Source organism: Clostridium sp. CF012, assembly GCF_018861755.1.
Classification (GTDB): domain Bacteria; phylum Bacillota; class Clostridia; order Clostridiales; family Clostridiaceae; genus Clostridium_AD.
This window is the reverse complement of sequence record NZ_JAHLEF010000029.1, coordinates 44,033-61,469: the sequence shown is the minus strand read 5'-3', so window position 1 is coordinate 61,469 and position 17,437 is coordinate 44,033. Positions and strand designations below refer to the sequence as shown.

Annotated in this window: 14 protein-coding genes and 1 rRNA gene; 9 read left to right on the top strand and 6 right to left on the bottom strand. The window is 31.3% G+C overall.

Annotation, left to right across the window (positions count from 1 at the left end; translation table 11 throughout):
* Nucleotides 1–109: ribosomal RNA gene (gene rrf, locus KPL50_RS19965) — 5S ribosomal RNA — on the top strand; the annotation flags it as partial.
* A gap of 208 nt (nt 110–317) precedes the next feature.
* Here the strand turns inward: rrf and KPL50_RS28005 are convergent.
* From KPL50_RS28005 to KPL50_RS19950, 3 genes are all read right to left on the bottom strand, one after another.
* On the bottom strand, nt 318–413 hold the full coding sequence (locus tag KPL50_RS28005) for a hypothetical protein (RefSeq protein WP_375372949.1): 96 nt from the start codon (nt 411–413) through the stop codon (nt 318–320).
* Between the two features lie 94 nt (nt 414–507).
* The gene (locus KPL50_RS19955) at nt 508–660 is read right to left on the bottom strand and encodes a hypothetical protein (RefSeq protein WP_216300303.1); all 153 of its coding nucleotides are present in this window, start codon (nt 658–660) and stop codon (nt 508–510) included.
* Nucleotides 661–815: 155 nt separating this feature from the next.
* Complete coding sequence (locus KPL50_RS19950; protein WP_216300302.1) at nt 816–3,887, bottom strand: insulinase family protein; 3,072 nt, start codon at nt 3,885–3,887, stop codon at nt 816–818.
* 429 nt (nt 3,888–4,316) lie between these two features.
* On the opposite strand from KPL50_RS19950, the gene KPL50_RS19945 reads away from it, so the two are divergent.
* The 3 genes from KPL50_RS19945 to KPL50_RS19935 all read left to right on the top strand — a co-directional run bounded on the left by KPL50_RS19945 (nt 4,317) and on the right by KPL50_RS19935 (nt 7,287).
* A complete protein-coding gene (locus KPL50_RS19945) occupies nt 4,317–5,132 on the top strand; it encodes a GyrI-like domain-containing protein (protein ID WP_216300301.1) in 816 nt (271 codons plus the stop codon).
* A 124-nt stretch (nt 5,133–5,256) separates the two neighbouring features.
* Nucleotides 5,257–6,420, top strand: a complete 1,164-nt coding sequence (locus KPL50_RS19940; RefSeq protein WP_216300300.1) for an SAM-dependent methyltransferase — start codon at nt 5,257–5,259, stop codon at nt 6,418–6,420.
* Nucleotides 6,421–6,483: 63 nt separating this feature from the next.
* On the top strand, nt 6,484–7,287 hold the full coding sequence (locus tag KPL50_RS19935) for a pyruvate, water dikinase regulatory protein (protein WP_216300299.1): 804 nt from the start codon (nt 6,484–6,486) through the stop codon (nt 7,285–7,287).
* A gap of 70 nt (nt 7,288–7,357) precedes the next feature.
* Here KPL50_RS19935 and KPL50_RS19930 read toward each other — a convergent pair whose 3' ends face one another.
* Nucleotides 7,358–8,767 carry a peptide MFS transporter gene (locus KPL50_RS19930; protein WP_216300298.1) on the bottom strand — a complete coding sequence of 470 codons (1,410 nt, stop codon included), beginning with the start codon at nt 8,765–8,767 and terminating at the stop codon, nt 7,358–7,360.
* Between the two features lie 396 nt (nt 8,768–9,163).
* Here KPL50_RS19930 and KPL50_RS19925 point away from each other — a divergent pair, with 396 nt between their 5' ends.
* Entirely contained in the window at nt 9,164–9,607 is a 444-nt protein-coding gene (locus KPL50_RS19925) for a hypothetical protein (RefSeq protein WP_216300297.1), read from the top strand.
* A 115-nt stretch (nt 9,608–9,722) separates the two neighbouring features.
* Here KPL50_RS19925 and KPL50_RS19920 read toward each other — a convergent pair whose 3' ends face one another.
* Nucleotides 9,723–10,466, bottom strand: coding sequence for an AraC family transcriptional regulator (locus KPL50_RS19920; RefSeq protein ID WP_216300296.1), 744 nt, complete (start codon nt 10,464–10,466; stop codon nt 9,723–9,725).
* Nucleotides 10,467–10,653: 187 nt separating this feature from the next.
* Here KPL50_RS19920 and KPL50_RS19915 point away from each other — a divergent pair, with 187 nt between their 5' ends.
* The 4 genes from KPL50_RS19915 to KPL50_RS19900 all read left to right on the top strand — a co-directional run bounded on the left by KPL50_RS19915 (nt 10,654) and on the right by KPL50_RS19900 (nt 16,059).
* Complete coding sequence (locus tag KPL50_RS19915) at nt 10,654–11,928, top strand: ABC transporter substrate-binding protein (RefSeq protein WP_216300295.1); 1,275 nt, start codon at nt 10,654–10,656, stop codon at nt 11,926–11,928.
* Nucleotides 11,929–12,006: 78 nt separating this feature from the next.
* Nucleotides 12,007–12,885, top strand: coding sequence for a carbohydrate ABC transporter permease (locus KPL50_RS19910; protein ID WP_216300294.1), 879 nt, complete (start codon nt 12,007–12,009; stop codon nt 12,883–12,885).
* Nucleotides 12,885–13,730, top strand: coding sequence for a carbohydrate ABC transporter permease (locus tag KPL50_RS19905; RefSeq protein ID WP_216300293.1), 846 nt, complete (start codon nt 12,885–12,887; stop codon nt 13,728–13,730). Before KPL50_RS19910 ends, KPL50_RS19905 begins: the two co-directional genes overlap by 1 nt.
* 49 nt (nt 13,731–13,779) lie before the next feature.
* Nucleotides 13,780–16,059 carry a glycoside hydrolase family 65 protein gene (locus tag KPL50_RS19900; protein ID WP_216300292.1) on the top strand — a complete coding sequence of 760 codons (2,280 nt, stop codon included), beginning with the start codon at nt 13,780–13,782 and terminating at the stop codon, nt 16,057–16,059.
* Here the strand turns inward: KPL50_RS19900 and KPL50_RS19895 are convergent.
* Entirely contained in the window at nt 16,056–17,435 is a 1,380-nt protein-coding gene (locus tag KPL50_RS19895; protein WP_216300291.1) for a Na+/H+ antiporter NhaC family protein, read from the bottom strand. The genes KPL50_RS19900 and KPL50_RS19895 overlap by 4 nt on opposite strands.
* Nucleotides 17,436–17,437 lie beyond the last annotated feature (2 nt).

Here is a 17,437-nt window from a genome sequence, read left to right as displayed (position 1 = left end):
TTATGGCATGAAGGTAACACCCGTTCCCATACCGAACACGAAGGTTAAGCTTCAATGCGCCAATGGTACTGCAGGGGTGACCTTGTGGGAGAGTAGGTTGTCGCCAGGTAACAAAAAAACCACTAAGTCTAACTTAGTGGTTTTTATTTTGCGTAAATATAATTATGCATGGCATGAAAAATTTATAATCATAAAAGCGTTGTCTAACGACAACGCTTTTATGATTATAATAACCTTTATTAGTCCATTTCCCTACATATGTATCATTTTACAGTGAAGTTAGAAATAATTATTCACAGACTCACTAAATTATTTAGTTAAGATATGCTAATATTAATTTCCTTTATTGATTGACTACTAGAACTTGATAGATTCCTTATTTCATTAGCAACAACACCGAATCCTTTACCCATTTCTCCAACTCTGGCTGATTCTTTTGCGGCATTCAGTCCTAATAAGTATGTTTTGATACATTTTGAACAAAACCTATAATTTCATCAGTCTTTTTCATATACTCATTATTTTATTTACTACATCTAATATAGTATTACTAGATGCAGCTACCGATTGTATTGCAGATGATATACTGCCTATTGTTTTTATAGGTGTTGCCACAGCTTTTACAGCTGCACCGGAGTATTCTTTAGGCAAACTTACCATAAAAGACAAATTGAAAAAATACTACATGTCAATGAACTTATAAGGACTTTTGGAGAGGTTATATGAGTATTGTAATAGCTAGAATGTATTTATAAAAATTAAAAGGCAAAAAGTAGTTATTATATTTTAACTACTTTTTGTATTTTATTATAAATTTATTTTAATAGTGGTTGAATACTGTCAAATATATCTTTACTAGCTTCTATTGCTTTGGTATTACCAAAAGTTGTAATCTTGTTTTCTCTTAATCCATCTTCAAATATTTGAGCATAAGATTTTAAATCATCAGTAGTTGTATTTAGAATTTTATTTATACAATTTTGACGATAATCATCGCTTACTCCACTAAAGTATAAATTATCAGACTCAGAAGCTTTTTCATATACTGATTTTGGTGTATAGTAACCTTTTAAAGCATCTAACTTATATTGATTTAATTGCATAGGGGATATCTTATCAGCATTTCTCAAAAATTCAGATATCATTTTTATATCTTGGAAAGTCTCCTTAACTCTTGGGTCTCTATAAGTTAATATAGTCATTTCACCGGTCTCATCAGCTGATAGCTGAGCACCATATGCGCCACCTTTAACCCTTAAAGTATCCCATAAGAATGAATTTACAAGAGGAGATAATACTTGAAGGCTTCCTTTAACACTGTATCCTAAATCTTTGTAGTTAAAAGATTGAATGTTATAATTAATAGGAGATTCAATTGTATATGCTTCTTTTCTGCTATTAAATTTAAATATATAATTCTGAGTAGTTAATTTATCAGAAGGAAGATTGGCAATAATGTTTGATAAGTTATTATGAAACTTGTTAAATTCATTATCATCAGAAGTTAAACTTAAAGTTAAATTGTTTTTATTGAAAATAGTTTTTGAAACCTCCTCAAGATTTTTAACTAATCCATCATAGTTTGTATCGAAATTTTTATTTAGATCACTAATGAAATTATAGTATTCTACACCCTGTAATTTATCCATATATGCAGAATATGCACTATTATTACTTGAATTCTTATTAATTGCTAATTTTATAGCATTATTTGCAATTGAAGAATCTAAGTTAGTTTTAGTGTTATTTACTATTAGTTTTAATTTTTCTTTGTCATTTATTTTAGTATCCTTAATGACATCTAACATTAGGTTTATTGCATTTGGTGCATTTTCGTTTAAAGAAGTTGCACTTACTAGCACGGTTGGAGCGTAAGTGTTTTTATGATTAATTGAAGGATAAGTTTGTGCCGAAATACTAAGGCCATTTGAGTATTTTGCACTTAATTTTGTTAATTCATCTTGAGTGTGAGTTTTTGTATCCATACTACCAAGTAGCGAAGATAATAAATTTATATAAGGAATTTGTGCTTGTTTAACTTTGGTTGTATCAAAGTATAATGATAAATTGTTTGTTCCATTTGTATACATTGGATGATAAAGTACTTTAACTCCATCTACACTTTTTAGCTCAAGTGGTGTTTTAGTGATTTTAGGAGTTAGAGTATCAACATTAATCATTGGAAGCTTTGATAATACTTCAGGTGTTTCAGGTGTTGATTGCCACTGCTTCAATTCAACGTTTGATTTAATTAATGCGTTTAAAGCTTCTTTGCTTAATGATGCTTTATAGTCCGCTAATTTTTTTACTTCTGCTTCTTTTTCTTTATCATTTAAACCAGCCACAGCTTTAAATGTTACTAAAGAGGTGAATTTATTGTTTACAAATTTATCATCAATGATCTTTTCAAAATAACGAGTTTTAGAAGCATTTTTTAAATTTTCCATGATCGCATCATCAGATTTAAAAGGAGATAACATATTTGTATCATAAGCAAAACCCATGCTAACAAGACCATATAATGATTTTCCAGTCTCTTTAGTATATGCTTTACCAAGCTTATCAGCTAATTCAAAACTACTTAAGGTAGAAGCTAATAATTCTTTATCAATACCTTGTTTTGATATTTCTTTTAATGAATTCATAACTGTTTTTTCGAATAATTCTTTTTGTTTTCTATCTGTGTTAGATGCCAAAATTGTTGTAACACATTGTGCTTGTCCAGGATTTGAAAATGCACCTATATTTTGAAAACCAGCAGCTCTTAAATCTTTATGTAAAATTGAATTTTCATTATTTAAAACTAAGGATGTAAATAATTGAGTAGCTACTAATTGTTCTAAATTAGAAGCATCACCAGTAACAAAGTTTAATGTAAGATAGTCTTTATTATCTGCTGGTTGTTCTTTTGGAATTCCATACTCAGCTTCATAGTATTTTCTTTCAGTAAATGGTTTTTGCTTAACTATTTTTGAGTCAACAGTAGTTTTAGTAACTTTATTTAAAAAGTTCTCATCAATATGTTTTAATTTATCATCCAAAGGTGTATCACCGTATATGAATATAAAACTATTTGATGGATTATAATATTTTTTATAAAAATCAACAAGCTCCTTATATGATAATTCAGTTATATTCTTTGGGTCTCCGCCAGAGACAAAATTGTAGGTTGTATTAGGAAGTAAACTTCTATTAATTGCAATTATTAGTTGTTGCTCAGGTGAACTCATTGCGCCTTTCATTTCATTAAGCACAACTCCTGTATCTTCAATTGGACTTTTTTCATCAGTTATTTCATGATGCCAAGCTTCTTCTCTAAAAATGTTTTCTGAGGATTGAACTCTTGCATTATAAACCATATCAAGATATACATCCATTAAGTTATTAAACTCCTGCTCATTTACTGTAGAAAATGGATAGAAGGTTCTATCAGCTTGTGTATATCCATTCATTTCGTTAGCAAGAGAGCCATTTAAAAAATATGTAAGTAGTTGTTTAACAGGATATTTATTAGAGCCACCCATTAATAGTGAATGTTCCAATATGTGTGCTTTACCAGTATTATCGTCAGTAGGTGTTCTGAAAGTTACTGCAAAATATTTATTTTCATCAGCATTTTTAAACTGAACAAGTCTTGCACCACTTTTTACATGCTCAAATATTCTACCTACAGCATTATAGTCTTTTAACTTACCATCTTCAATAAGCTTAAAGCCATGATAAACCTGACCAACCTTATAGTTTTCCATAAGTTCTTTAGTAACAGTTATAACTGGTGCTATTTTTGTAGCAGTTGTTTCCGCATTTGCAGAAACAATAGGACTCGCGAGTGTTCCCATAAAGCACATAATAGTAAGTGCGCTACAGAAAATTCTTAATTTTTTCATGTTTTTCCCCCTAGAATATTTAAATTTTACCATATTAAATTTAAAGTGTGTTACTTTATACAGTATTATATATAATACTCCTTATTTTGGAAAATTTCAACTTAAATAATCACTATAGCAGCTTAAAGTCTAAGTTGCTATAGTGACTATATTTTCAGAAAAGTCTATTTATCCACAAATTTACCTTTTGTTTATTCTATGCCTTAAGAGACTTATTATACTTATCAATTTCATTAATTTTATAATTTTCTTAATCACTGCAGTAATAAAATAATTATATATTAATTAGAGTATTGACCTTAGAGTGAGTCTAAGGTCAATACTCTAATTTTATTTGTTTATTTATCCACCTTTTTATTACTTTAATGCTTATAATTAAAGTAATAAAAAAAATAAGGTACAATAACAGGAAGGTGAGAAAAGAGATTTATGGAAGATAAATTTTTAATTGGCGAGTTGTCCAAACTTTTTAATATAAGCACAGATACACTAAGACATTACGATAAAATTGATCTTTTAAAACCTGAATACGACACTAAAAATAAATATAGATATTACAGCATTAGAAATTTTTTCAAATTAAGTAGAATACTTTTTTTGAAAAATCTTGATATTTCTTTAAATGATATAAAGAAATATATGATAAATAAGAATACTAGCAATTTAGTAACCCTTCTTAAGGGGAAAGAAGAGGAAATTGATACGAAAATAAATAAGCTTATAAATTTGAAAAAGAAAATAAATGATAAACTTGAGATTTTAGAGAGTATAAAAGAAGAGATGAACGTGGTAAAAATAAAAAGACTTACTGAAAGAAGAGGAGTTTTTCTAGATACTAATAATAGTAAAGACGACTCTGAAATTAAAGAATCATTTAAAAATAGTGAGCAATATTTGAAACTTAGTTCTTGGCTCATTGAAGGGCAACTATATGCTTCATTATCAATAGAAAACATAATAAAGAAAAATTTTAATAGGGTTAGGTATTTCATTGAGATAGTATCCATAGAAAATTCATTACATAAACAATTAAAGATAATTCCTGAAAATGACTATGCCTGCATTGTATTTTCAGGTCCATATAGGGATATCGAAAAACATTATAGATTTCTTATTGGATGGATTGAAAAAAATGGATATCAAATATTGGGAGATTCTATCGAAAAAAATATAGTAGACTACGATTTTGCGGATTCTGAAGAAGAATATGTTTCAGAAATACAAATTCCTATTAAAAAGCTATAATCTTATATATATTGAAAGGGTTTTTCTTGATAATGACCTTAAAGTGGTAGAATTAATTAATTTGTTATATAGTGATATAATTGTATAGAAAAGTAGTTTAAAATAAATAATAAGGTGTGTTGAAATGGAAAAATTAAAAAAAGCGATTGATGAAATAGTTCAGCAAGATATTATAAAATTAGTTGTTAGTAATAAAATGAATATGGATGCGAACTACAATAGAATAACATTTGTATTAAAAGAAGATGATGTAAAACAATATTATCAAATAGAAAAATCCACTGACAAGCAAGTTTTTCATGAGAATATTGATATAGATATTTTAGGAGAAAAACTTTTAGAATATGTATCATCTAATTATAAACAAGTGGATGCTTGGTCAAACACAACTACATTTGAATTAAAAATATCTAAAAAAGGTAAAGTTCACTTAGGTGTAAAAAAAAGCAATAATGTAAAACTGGCTAATAAGGAACATAACAAAGAAAAAAATTATATTCTTAAAGAGGGAATGATAATAGAGCCTCTTATAGATTTAGGTATCTTTACAAAAGAAGGCAGAGTTGTTAATTCAAAATATGATAAGTATAAGCAAATAAACAGGTTTGTTGAAATTATAGATGACGAAGTTAAAAATAATGATTTTAAGGAACTCACTATATTAGATTTTGGTTGTGGGAAGTCTTATTTAACCTTTATATTATATTATTATTTTGTAGAAATTAAAAAAATCAATGTGAAAATGATAGGCCTAGATCTTAAAGAAGATGTAATAAAAAAATGTAATGATATAGCTAAAAAATACAATTATGAAAATTTACATTTTGAGCTAGGGGATATAAACGGATTTAAATATAATAATAGTGTAGATATGGTTATTACCTTGCATGCATGTGATACGGCCACTGATTACGCACTATATAATGCTATAAAGTGGGATAGTAAGATGATTTTCTCTGTTCCTTGCTGCCAACATGAATTTAATAGCCAAATTAAAACAGAGTCATTATCCATATTAACAAAGTACGGAATAGTTCAAGAAAGAGTTTCAGCACTTATGACAGATTCAGTAAGAGCAAATCTTTTAGAGTGCGCGGGATATAAGACACAGCTCCTAGAATTTATAGATATATCGCATTCTCCTAAAAATATATTAATTAGAGCTTCAAAAGCCAATATATCTAAGGAGAAAAGAGAAAAATCACTAACGGAAGTTAATGCTTTAATGAATCAATTTAATCTAAATCCAACCTTATTTAATTTATTGAAAAAAGATAATTTAATTTAAGTTCTATAATTAACCTTATTTTAACTGAAGAAAAATATAAAAGAAAGTAGATGTGATGCAAAGATGTTAACAATATATGCGGTATCGGATTCAATAGGTGAAACAGCGGAACTTGTGGCTAAATCAGTAGCAAGTCAGTTCCCTGATAGTGTAATAGTAAAAAAAACACCACATATCAAAACAGCTGAGGATGTTAATAATTTTATTAGTAAAATAGATACTAATTTCAAAGCAATGGTTATTTCAACGATAATAATGGTAGATGTAAAAGAATTTTTAGTTCAAAGATGCGTAGAAAAAGGAATACTTGTATCAAATGTATTAGGACCAGGAATAGGCCTAGCTTCTAAGTTATTAGGTAAACAGCCAGACTATATTCCAGGAGCAATATGGAACATGGATGAGGAGTATTATAAAAGAATAGAAGCTATGGAGTTTGCTATACATTATGATGATAGCCGGGATTATAATGGAATAAAACATGCAGATGTAGTGCTTATAGGTGTCTCAAGAACTTCAAAAACTCCATTATGTATGTATTTAGCTAATAAAGGAATTAAGGCAATAAATATACCCTTAATGCCAGAAATTCCTGTTCCCGATGAGCTATACAACATTCCTGGTAGGAAGATAATAGGGCTTAAAATAGATCCTTTTGTGCTTATTGAAATAAGGAAGCATAGAATGGATAAATTTAATGGGCTTAATTCTAGCTTCCAATATGCTAATGATGCAAGGATATTAGATGAATTAGATTATGCAGAAAAAATAATGAAAAAAACAAGATGCTTAACAATAGATGTTACTAAAAGGGCTATAGAGGACACGGCTTTAATTATTATGAAGAGTATTGGATATAATCAATAAAAAATTAAATTAAAAAGATGATTTCTGAAATACAGAAATCATCTTTTTAAGCTTAGTGCACTTCAATAGATTATGAGATATGTTTGTGAGCAGGCATAATCTTATCAAAAAGTGGGCTAAGAAAGCATAGTAATAAGCCTGAAGCAATTGTTAATACAGCTACGAAACCAAATACCTGGAGTGCACCCCAAGTTTCAACTAAGGCAGCAGCCATACCAGCAATATAGTTACCCATACCTGTAGCAAATAACCATACTCCCATCATAAGAGCAGCAATTTGCTTTGGTGCAAGTTTACTAACCATTGAAAGTCCAACTGGAGATAAGAACATTTCCCCAACAGTGTGCAATGTATATGCGCCTAAAAGCCAAAGAATATTAGCTTTAATTGCTGCATCCGCTGAATTACCTCTTTCCATTGATGCACCAACCATAAGTGCAAAGCCAATACCAAGAAGAATCAAACCTAAACCCATTTTAGTTGCTGTAGGTATGTCTCCTTTTGGTCTTTTTGAAAGTCGCACAAAGAGCATTGCAAAAAGGGGACCAAGAATAACACATAAAAATGGATTTATAGATTGGAACCAAGATGTTGGCACTTCAAATCCACCTACAGTTCTGTTTATAAATTTATTTGTGTAAATTGTTAAGCTTGAACCAGCTTGCTCAAATCCTGCCCAGAAAATAATTACAAAGAAAGCAAGAACAAAAATTGCAACAACGCCTTTCTTTTCATCTTTTGTTAAAGCTTCTTTCTTAGCCTCCGCGGAAGCTTTTTTAGCTTGTGCTTTTTCAAGAGCAGCCTCTTTATTAAATGCTCCAACTTCTCCAAGAACTTTTTTTGCAAATAAAATATAAAGAATAGTTCCTATAAGCATTCCGAGTCCTGCTGCAAGGAAACCATACTTATAACCATAACTTATCACTTCTGTTCCATTGGTAACTGCAAAAGTTTTTTCTGCAAGCGTACCGCATATAAGTGGTGAAAAGAAAGCACCAATATTGATAAATGTGTAGAAAATTGAGTAGGCTCCATCTTTTCTAGGGTCTTTATTGTCATAAAAATCTCCTACTATAGATGTAATATTCGGTTTCCAAAATCCATTACCAATAATCATCAAGCCAAGTGCCAACATAACCATTGGTTTTCCTTGTGCAGCAAAGAGAACGAACATACCAGCTGCTATAAATATTGATCCGATAAAGAAGGTTTTTCTTTTTCCCCAAAAATTGTCGGCTATATAACCTCCAGCGAGTGGTGCAAAATAAACAAACATAGTGAAATTAGCATATAATGTAGAGGCAGTTGCTGTGTCAAGGCCTAATCCGCCTTTAATCCCTTCTGTTACAAGATATAGTATTAAAAGTCCTCTCATACCATAGTAGCTGAACCTCTCAAAGACTTGTAGCAATGAGACGAACCAGAATCCCATAGGATAACCTTTGAATGATGGATGTTGATTGTGTACGGTAGTATTCATTATGAGCCCCCCCTTAAATGTTTTGGATACTTACTCATCATAGAAGCTTTTTTGTTATAACATATGTATGAATGGAGTATTTCAAAATAATTCCATGTAAACGTATCCAAATTTTTCTGTTTTTCAGGACTATTTTACCACAAGGAATATACAAAATGCAACAATATATTCTAACATATTTTATTTATGATAGAAAAAAATCGCGAAAAGAAGGAGTTAAAGATAATGATTAGTTAGCTCCTTCTTTTTACTATTTACTAACCACTTATTTTTTCTAAATTTGCCATTGTTAAGTAATATTAAATATATATAATATTGAAAATATAGAGTAAAATACAAATAAGAGTAAATTTGGAGGAGATATTTATTAAGAGGGATAATGGGGGCGGAATTGAAATGAGGAAAGTTTATCGTTTGTTGTTTGCATTACATCTATTTGTAGGAATAGGAGCCATGGCCGGAGGACTAGCCGCTATTAGCAATGCCCAAGCACCACTCGGTATTCCAGTTGAGGTTTTAAAAAATTCACCCTTTAGCAATTTTCTTATACCCGGAATTATTTTATTTACCATAATTGGTATTGGTAATGTTATTAGTGCTTTAATGTTTAGGTTTAAGTCAAGATTTCAAGGTTATATAAGCAGTGTTTTTAGTTGGGCTTTAGTGATCTTCATCGTTGTACAATGCATTATAATGAATGATATTGTATTCTTGCATGTTTTATTTTTTATGATTGGATTAATTGAAGCTGGTTTATCAATGATTATTATATTTGAAAAACGTCTATTCCCTGCAAATCTTATTTTAAATGTTTATGAAGGCAGGGTAAATTGCAAGTAATCCTCATTTAGCAGCAGGCACGCATATAGAATTCTTATTATATACAATCTTTATAAGCATAATGCCACCCCTAGTAGTTTAAGGGTGGCATTATGCTTTAAGTGTAAAGAGCTTATTAATCCTCCACTAAGGAATTTGTACTTGAACACTGCTTTTTATAGTCACTTGGCGTTAATCCGGTTTGTTTTTTGAAAAAACGAGAAAAATAAGTTACATGGCTGAAATTAAAAGCATAGCTTATTTCACTGATGCTTGAATTTGCATGGTTCATGTAAAGTTTAATTGCAATAATTCGCTGATGATTAATATATTCGTATAAGGTTTTGCTCACTTCCTTTTTAAAAGCAGCACACAGGTAATTGGGATGCACGTTTACAAAAGAAGAGATTTCTCCTAGGGATAAATTATTTTCTATATTCTTATTTATATAAGTAATAACTCGATTAATAAGTGGATTATAGATATTTTCTTTATATTTTTTTAAAACCATAATAAAATCATTTAGCATTTTGTATTCTAAAGCCTGAACTTCAGATAGAATAGTAGTTTCGTCAATAAGGTTAATATAATAATCACTTAACATAAAGGAAGTCTCAGTATCTAGTCCTGCTTCAATTACAGCCCGTGTAAAAAATGTACAGGAGGCTATAAGTGAGTACTTTAGCGAGCTAAGGGGTAGTTTAGAAAGTTGAGCTCGTTCTAGGGAATTGATTTGTTTCAAGATCTCGATACTTTTATCGTTATCCATATGTTGAATAGCTTGTACCAACTCACACTCCAGTGCATATGGTGGATGAATATAAGAGATATATCTATTTCTTGCCATCGTATGTTCAAGTTTCTCGTATATATTTCCCAAAGAATTATCACCTCACAAAAATTAACCATAATAAAGTGCAAAATATATTAACATTGTGTAAAAAGCATACAATTTTCTGGGTATAATGTCAATATACTTTGAATATTTTGACTATACCAAACTATTGGTGTAAAGGTATTCATTATATTTTGAAGCCGTAAAGAAATAAAAAATAGGGGGAATTAGCATGAAAAAATCCATGAGTACTATTTTAGCTATTGTATTTGCATTATCAACTATGACTGGATGTGCCTCAAAAAGTGGGGATACAAAACCAACTGATCCAGTTAAAAAGGAGAAAGCAGTAATTACAGTAATTCAAAACAAGGTTGAAATTCAAACACAGCTTGAAGATGCAGCAAAGACCTTTAATAGCTCTCAAACTGATGTTGAGGTTCAAATCTTAGGTTCAGCAGGAGATAATTTAGTAACAACCCTACAATCACAGTTTGCATCTAGTCCAGAAAAAGCACCTACACTTTTCACTTGCGGCAGTGGTAGCGAGTTTGAAAAGTTCTTCAGTTTTATGGCGCCACTGGACTCTGCAAAAGCAGCAAAACAAGTAGCTAAAGGACAGGCTGATGATGCAATGAAGGATGGTAAGCTATACGGTTTGCCAATGGCTATTGAAGGCTTTGGATTAATATATAATAAAACTATGTTCAAGGAGGCAGGAGTAGACCCTGCTAGTATCAAGTCAATAGATGATTTAGCCCAAGCAAGCAAGAAACTTGCACTTGTTAAAGGTGTGAAAAGTCCAATAGCCTTTGCAAAAGAAACATACTTCCAATTTATGCACCCATTCAACTGGCCATTTGCAACAATGAGTAACTACAAAGAGGTTATTCCTAAGGTTATAAGTGGAGAATTAAAGTTAAAAGACGTCCCAGAAGTTAAACAATATGCAGAAGATTTAGCAAAGCTTAAACCATATACAAATCTTGCCAAGGATAGTTATGACGATCAAGTTGCAGGATTTGCACAAGGAAAATTTGCAATGATTCATCAAGGAAACTGGGCACAAGGAATAATTGACGATTATAAAGTTAGTTTTGAATATGGTATGATGGCAATGCCAATAAATGGTAATCAGTCCATATCAGTAGGAAACTCAAACTTCTTTAGAGTAAATAAAGCTGCTTCGAAAGCACAACAAGCAGGAGCAATTGCGTTCCTTGATTGGTTATTTACTAATCCAGCTGGGCAAGTATATGTTACTGAGAAATTCAAGGTTATTCCTGCATACAATGGCTTTGATACTAGTAAATTAGATGTTCTTTCCAAGGATGTTTCGAAATATTCAGAGGATGGAAAGACTCTTCCATGGACTTTCAGTCTATTCCCAGCAGGTGTTGACAAGGATTGTTCCAGTGCAATGGAAAAATTTTATGCAGGCAAAACAAATACAGATCAATTACTAGATGAAATAAACGCAGTTTGGATTAATGCAGCAAAGAAATAGCATACCTTCTTAGATTAAAAGCCTCCATAAGGGGCTTTTAATCTAAGAAAAATAAAAATAGAAATGGAGGGTGTAATAATGAATAAAAAACTCAAAGGCAAAATAACTACAGCCTTGTTTGTTATTCCTTCGCTGTTTATATTTATAAATGTAGTTATTATTCCTTTTGTTATGGGAATAGTATACTCTTTTACAAATTGGAATGGTTTTGCTTTTAAAGGTTCAACTTTTGTAGGATTTACAAATTATGCAGCGGCTTTCGGAGATAAAAAGTTTAGTGACGCTTTTTGGCTTACAACACAATATACTTTTGTTATGATTATTCTTGTTAATATTGTAGGGCTTTCACTAGCTCTACTAGTAACTTCAAAAATTAAGGGTAAAAATTTTTTTAGAGGGGTATATTTTTTACCTAATTTAATTGGCGGTCTTATTCTAGGTTTTATATGGAAATTTATATTTACAAAGTTTTTCGAACAATTTGGTATATTGACACATACAGAAAAGATATTCTTTAATTGGTTAGATGAGCCTACATCAGCCTTTTGGGCCTTGGTTGTTGTAGGGGTATGGCAAATGGCGGGATATGTAATGGTAATATACATAGCTTCTATTGAGAGTATATCTGAGGAAGTTATGGAAGCTGCCAGTATAGATGGGGCAAACAACTGGACTAAATTCAAAAGAATAACACTTCCTCTAATAGCACCTGCTTTTACAATAAGTTTATTTATCACTTTATCAAATTCTTTCAAGCAATATGATACTAACCTATCATTAACGAACGGTGGGCCTTTTGGAAGTACAGAACTTGTTACCATGAATATATTTTCAACAGCCTTTAGCTATAATAAGTATGCACAGGCACAGGCTAAGTCTATTATCTTTTTCTTGGTCATAATGGTAGTTACTGTCTTACAGATCTATACTACTAAGAAAAGAGAGGTTGATATGTAATGAAAGGAAAATTAAAAGCATCTACAATGTTTGTTATACTAGGAGTTCTTTCAGTAGCGGTAACCTTATTCCCTATGTATATTATGGTGGTCAACTCTTTTAAAGGTAGAGCTCAGATTTTCACGGACACCATAGGACTACCGAAATCCTTAGATTTCTCTTTTTATATATCAGCTATTGAAAAAATGAAATTTCTAAAAGCCTTATCAAACTCTTTACTTGTAACAATAATAAGTATTGTTTTGATAATAATTTTTTCATCAATGTCAGCATGGGCAATAGTAAGAAGTAGTTCAAAGCTTGGCAATTTCATATTTTACACTTTTGTTGCAACAATGCTTGTTCCTTTTCAGTCTGTTATGATTCCACTAATGCAATACATGAGCGGGTGGGAAATTAAAGCTATTAATTTTTCGATGATAGATACCTATTATGGACTAATTTTTATGTATATTGGTTTTGGAACCAGCTTATCTGTCTTTCTATATCATGGATTTATAAAGGCTGTTCCACGATCCCTAGAAGAAGCTGCAATGATAGATGGATGCAACAAGTTCCAGGTGTTTTGGAGAATCGTATTTCCTAACTTAAAGCCAATTACAGTTACAGTAGCCATTTTAAATGTAATATGGATATGGAATGACTATTTACTGCCATCTTTGGTACTAAGAAGTCCAACCCTCCGAACGATTCCACTTTCAACCTTCTATTTTTTCGGAGAATTTACAATACAATGGAATCTGGCAATGGCAGGACTTGTGCTTACGATTATACCAATAATTATTTTCTATCTATTTTCACAGAAATATATTATTAAAGGTGTTATGGCTGGAGCCGTTAAATAATTCAGAGTTATAAGTATATTATCCATAACTCAAAGGGAGAGTAAACATTATGAAAAATGGATGGATTATTAGCGATAATAGTTTAAATAAAGAGGATCTTTTAAAAAATGAAAGTATTTTTAATGTTTCAAATGGATATATAGGAATTAGAGGAAACTTTGAAGAGAAATATCCTGAGAATTACGGAACAATTAGAGGAACCTATATAAATGCGTTTTATGAGGAAGCGCCTATTCAATATGGGGAAAAAGCCTATGCTTTTCCAGAAATTATGCAAAAAATTGTAAATATTACAGATGCACAAAATATTAATATAATAATTAATGGAGAACAGTTCTCTCTGTTTGAGGGAACTGTAAAAAGCCTAAATAGGTACCTAGACATGGAAGTTGGGTGCTACGTTCGCGAAATATGGTGGGTTTCACCGGGAGGATTAGAACTTAAAATAAAGATAACAAGACTTGCTTCATTAAAATACTTAGAATTATTCGCTATTAATTACGAAGTAGAAAAAGTTAATTTTAATGAAGGAATTATTATAGAGTCTGCAATTGATGGGGATGTAACAAACTTTACAGATGAAAGCGACCCTCGTCTAGCAGCAGGACATGGTAATATCTTATCTGTAGTGTCTATGGTGGTAGAAAGTGATATTATGCAGGTAGTATCGGAAACAGAAAACTCTAAGAAGCTTGTAGCTGTCACAACAAGGCATAGCTGCAATGTTAATTATGAAGTTTCTCTTGTGAACACAGGCAAAGCAGTAAAGACTATTTTTAAAACAGGGTCCGGGAAAGAAATTATAAACTTTACAAAATATAATGTATATACCGATTCAAGGCGATACGAAAATCTAGTGAATCAAGGAATAGATATAGTAGAAAAGATAAGCAAAAAACCTTTTAGGCAATTATTAGATGAGCAAAGAGATTATTTAAAGGGATTTTGGAGCCTAGCAGACATTAATATTGAAGGAGATGAAAAACTTAAGCTTGGGCTCAGGTATAATCTATTTCAACTTCTTCAAGCAGTAGGAAAGGATGCTAAAAGCAACATAACAGCAAAGGGATTAAGCGGAGAAGGCTACGAAGGCCATTATTTTTGGGATACAGAAATTTATATTCTTCCATTCTTCACTCTATGCTATCCGGAACTAGCAAAGGGACTGTTGAAATATCGATACACTATTTTAGATAAGGCAAGGAAAAGAGCAAGAGAGCTAGGTCACAAAAGTGGGGCAGCATATCCTTGGAGAACTATAATAGGTGATGAGTGTTCAGCTTATTTCCCTGGTGGAACTGCTCAATACCATATCAACGCTGATATAGCATATTCTTATATACAATATTATTTAGCAACGGGAGATATAGATTTTATAAAAGAGTGTGGGGCAGAGGTTGTTTTTGAAACCGCAAGAATATGGCTTGAAATAGGACATTTTCATAAGGGACAATTTAAAATTGATGCGGTAACAGGGCCGGATGAGTATACTGCCATTGTAAATAATAATTACTATACAAATGTCATGGCAAAATATAATTTAAAATGGGCATCAAAATTGTATTATGAACTCTTAGAGAAGGATTCGAAAATGCTAAATAGCTTATGTAAGAAAATAAGCTTAACTGAGGAAGAAATAGAGCAGTTTGCAGAAGCCTATAAAAATATGTGTTTGCCCTATAATGATGAACTTAAAATTAACGCCCAGGATGATACCTTTTTATCTAAAGCAGTATGGGATTTTGAAAATACACCAAAAGAGAAATATCCTCTTTTGCTAAATTTCCATCCACTAACTATCTATAGATACCAAGTGTTAAAGCAGGCAGATACGGTACTTGCACATTTTCTCGTGGAAGATGAGTCAGATACTCAAACTATTAAAAATTCTTATGATTATTATGAAAAAATAACAACACATGATTCATCCTTATCCTGTGCTGCCTATAGCATTATGGCATCCAAGATAGGATATTCTGAAAAAGCATATGAATATTTTATAGAAACAGCAAGATTAGATTTAGATGATACTCATGGAAACACTAAGGATGGTGTACATACTGCTAATATGGGTGGGACCTGGATGGCAATAGTGTATGGCTTTGCAGGTCTGAGAATAAAAGAAGATTATATTTCCCTTACACCAAAGCTTCCTGAAAAATGGAAGGAGCTTAAATTTAAATTTTTATATAAAGGTGCTCATATTCAAATAGATATGAAAATGGATAAAACAGAAATAACTGTTGAATGTGATTGTACCATTAGTTTGAAAGTTAATAATATATTATACGAAATTGTGGAAAGTGGGAAAATAGAAATAGTGAATTAAAGAGTTTCCGCCACTGATTTTTGCTTTTCTTTAAGTCTATATGAAACAATTATTGTAATAATAGGGGAGAGATAGCACAATACTGCAAAGGGCGCATAGGAAGTAGCGGAAATTCCAGTAAGAGATTTAAGTATAAGGGCATTAATATTCCAAACCATTAAAGGTGCAATTATGGTACCTGTATCCGAAATAGTCCTTGCAAGAAGGGTAGTATCGACACCAAGTTCATTATATTTATCCTGTAGAAGTCTTCCAGGAAGTAATATGCCAACAGTCTGATCACAGGTTATTATGGTTAAGAAACTGCTAATTAGCGCTGTTTTAAAAATAAGCTGCCTCTTGGTACGTACACCACTGGTTAGTTTTTCAATTAGTGGAGCTATCATTCCAGTTTTCTCAAATAGGCTTGTTAGACTAACTGCACCCATAACTATAAGAACCACCTCTACCATAGATTTAATACCACCACTAATAAGTATTTTATTAAGCTCAGTAGAGGCAGTAGAACCATGGTATCCAAAAAAAAGTGATTTTATAAGGGAAGCAAGGGACATATGCTGAGAGAAAACACTGACTAGGCAACCTGCCAAAAGACCTATTAATATTGTAGGTATTGTTTTAGAACCTAAAAGAGACATCACAAGGATTATGACAGGTAGAAGTGCAATAAATGGTGATATTTTAAAGCCATCTAATATTGCATTTTGATAATATATTAGATTTTCAGACCCAGTGCTAATGCTGAAATTTCTGCCTATTAAGTAATATACTAAAGCGGTAATTAGAAATAGTGGAATAAAGGTTGGGAGCATTGCAGTCATTACTTGTTTATAGCTTCTTTTGGTTGTTGTAAGTGTAAGATTAAACAGACCGGAGATTGGAGACATCTTATCTGCAATAAAAGCACCAGATATTATTACTCCAAGAAGTATTGGGGCGGGTACTCCAAAGCCCTTGCCAACACCAAGTAGGGCAATGCCTATTGTACTTACTGTTCCAATTGCAGTCCCCATAAATATAGATACTAGAGAAACTATTAGAAAGGTAGCAAGAAGAAAATTCATATTTTTCATATATTCAAATCCATAATACATTAGGGAGGGTACAACACCTGAGGCCATCCAAACAGAAGCTGCTGCACCGATAAGTAGAATTAGTACATAAAGCATCCAAGCTTCTTTTAGCCCGGAAAATAATAGAACTGTTATATCCTTTACTGTGTATTTGTATTTTATAAGTATGGTAGATGTAAAAATAATACTACTTAAAAACCCATATGCCAGTGATATTTTAATTGTAATACATGCAGAAATTAGAATTATACTTGCTGCAACAATAATATAAAAATGAATTTTTGATATACTTTTTTTGTTCATGT

What these genes read in the sequence shown, in the direction of transcription:
- KPL50_RS19910 (WP_216300294.1), top strand. Translation starts at nt 12,007, where the DNA reads ATGAATAAAAAACTCAAAGGCAAAATAACTACAGCCTTGTTTGTTATT.
- KPL50_RS19930 (WP_216300298.1), bottom strand. Translation starts at nt 8,767, where the DNA reads ATGAATACTACCGTACACAATCAACATCCATCATTCAAAGGTTATCCT.
- KPL50_RS19915 (WP_216300295.1), top strand. Translation starts at nt 10,654, where the DNA reads ATGAAAAAATCCATGAGTACTATTTTAGCTATTGTATTTGCATTATCA.
- KPL50_RS19940 (WP_216300300.1), top strand. Translation starts at nt 5,257, where the DNA reads ATGGAAAAATTAAAAAAAGCGATTGATGAAATAGTTCAGCAAGATATT.
- KPL50_RS19905 (WP_216300293.1), top strand. Translation starts at nt 12,885, where the DNA reads ATGAAAGGAAAATTAAAAGCATCTACAATGTTTGTTATACTAGGAGTT.
- KPL50_RS19950 (WP_216300302.1), bottom strand. Translation starts at nt 3,887, where the DNA reads ATGAAAAAATTAAGAATTTTCTGTAGCGCACTTACTATTATGTGCTTT.
- KPL50_RS28005 (WP_375372949.1), bottom strand. Translation starts at nt 413, where the DNA reads ATGGGTAAAGGATTCGGTGTTGTTGCTAATGAAATAAGGAATCTATCA.
- KPL50_RS19935 (WP_216300299.1), top strand. Translation starts at nt 6,484, where the DNA reads ATGTTAACAATATATGCGGTATCGGATTCAATAGGTGAAACAGCGGAA.
- KPL50_RS19900 (WP_216300292.1), top strand. Translation starts at nt 13,780, where the DNA reads ATGAAAAATGGATGGATTATTAGCGATAATAGTTTAAATAAAGAGGAT.
- KPL50_RS19895 (WP_216300291.1), bottom strand. Translation starts at nt 17,435, where the DNA reads ATGAACAAAAAAAGTATATCAAAAATTCATTTTTATATTATTGTTGCA.
- KPL50_RS19925 (WP_216300297.1), top strand. Translation starts at nt 9,164, where the DNA reads ATGAGGAAAGTTTATCGTTTGTTGTTTGCATTACATCTATTTGTAGGA.
- KPL50_RS19945 (WP_216300301.1), top strand. Translation starts at nt 4,317, where the DNA reads ATGGAAGATAAATTTTTAATTGGCGAGTTGTCCAAACTTTTTAATATA.
- KPL50_RS19955 (WP_216300303.1), bottom strand. Translation starts at nt 660, where the DNA reads ATGGTAAGTTTGCCTAAAGAATACTCCGGTGCAGCTGTAAAAGCTGTG.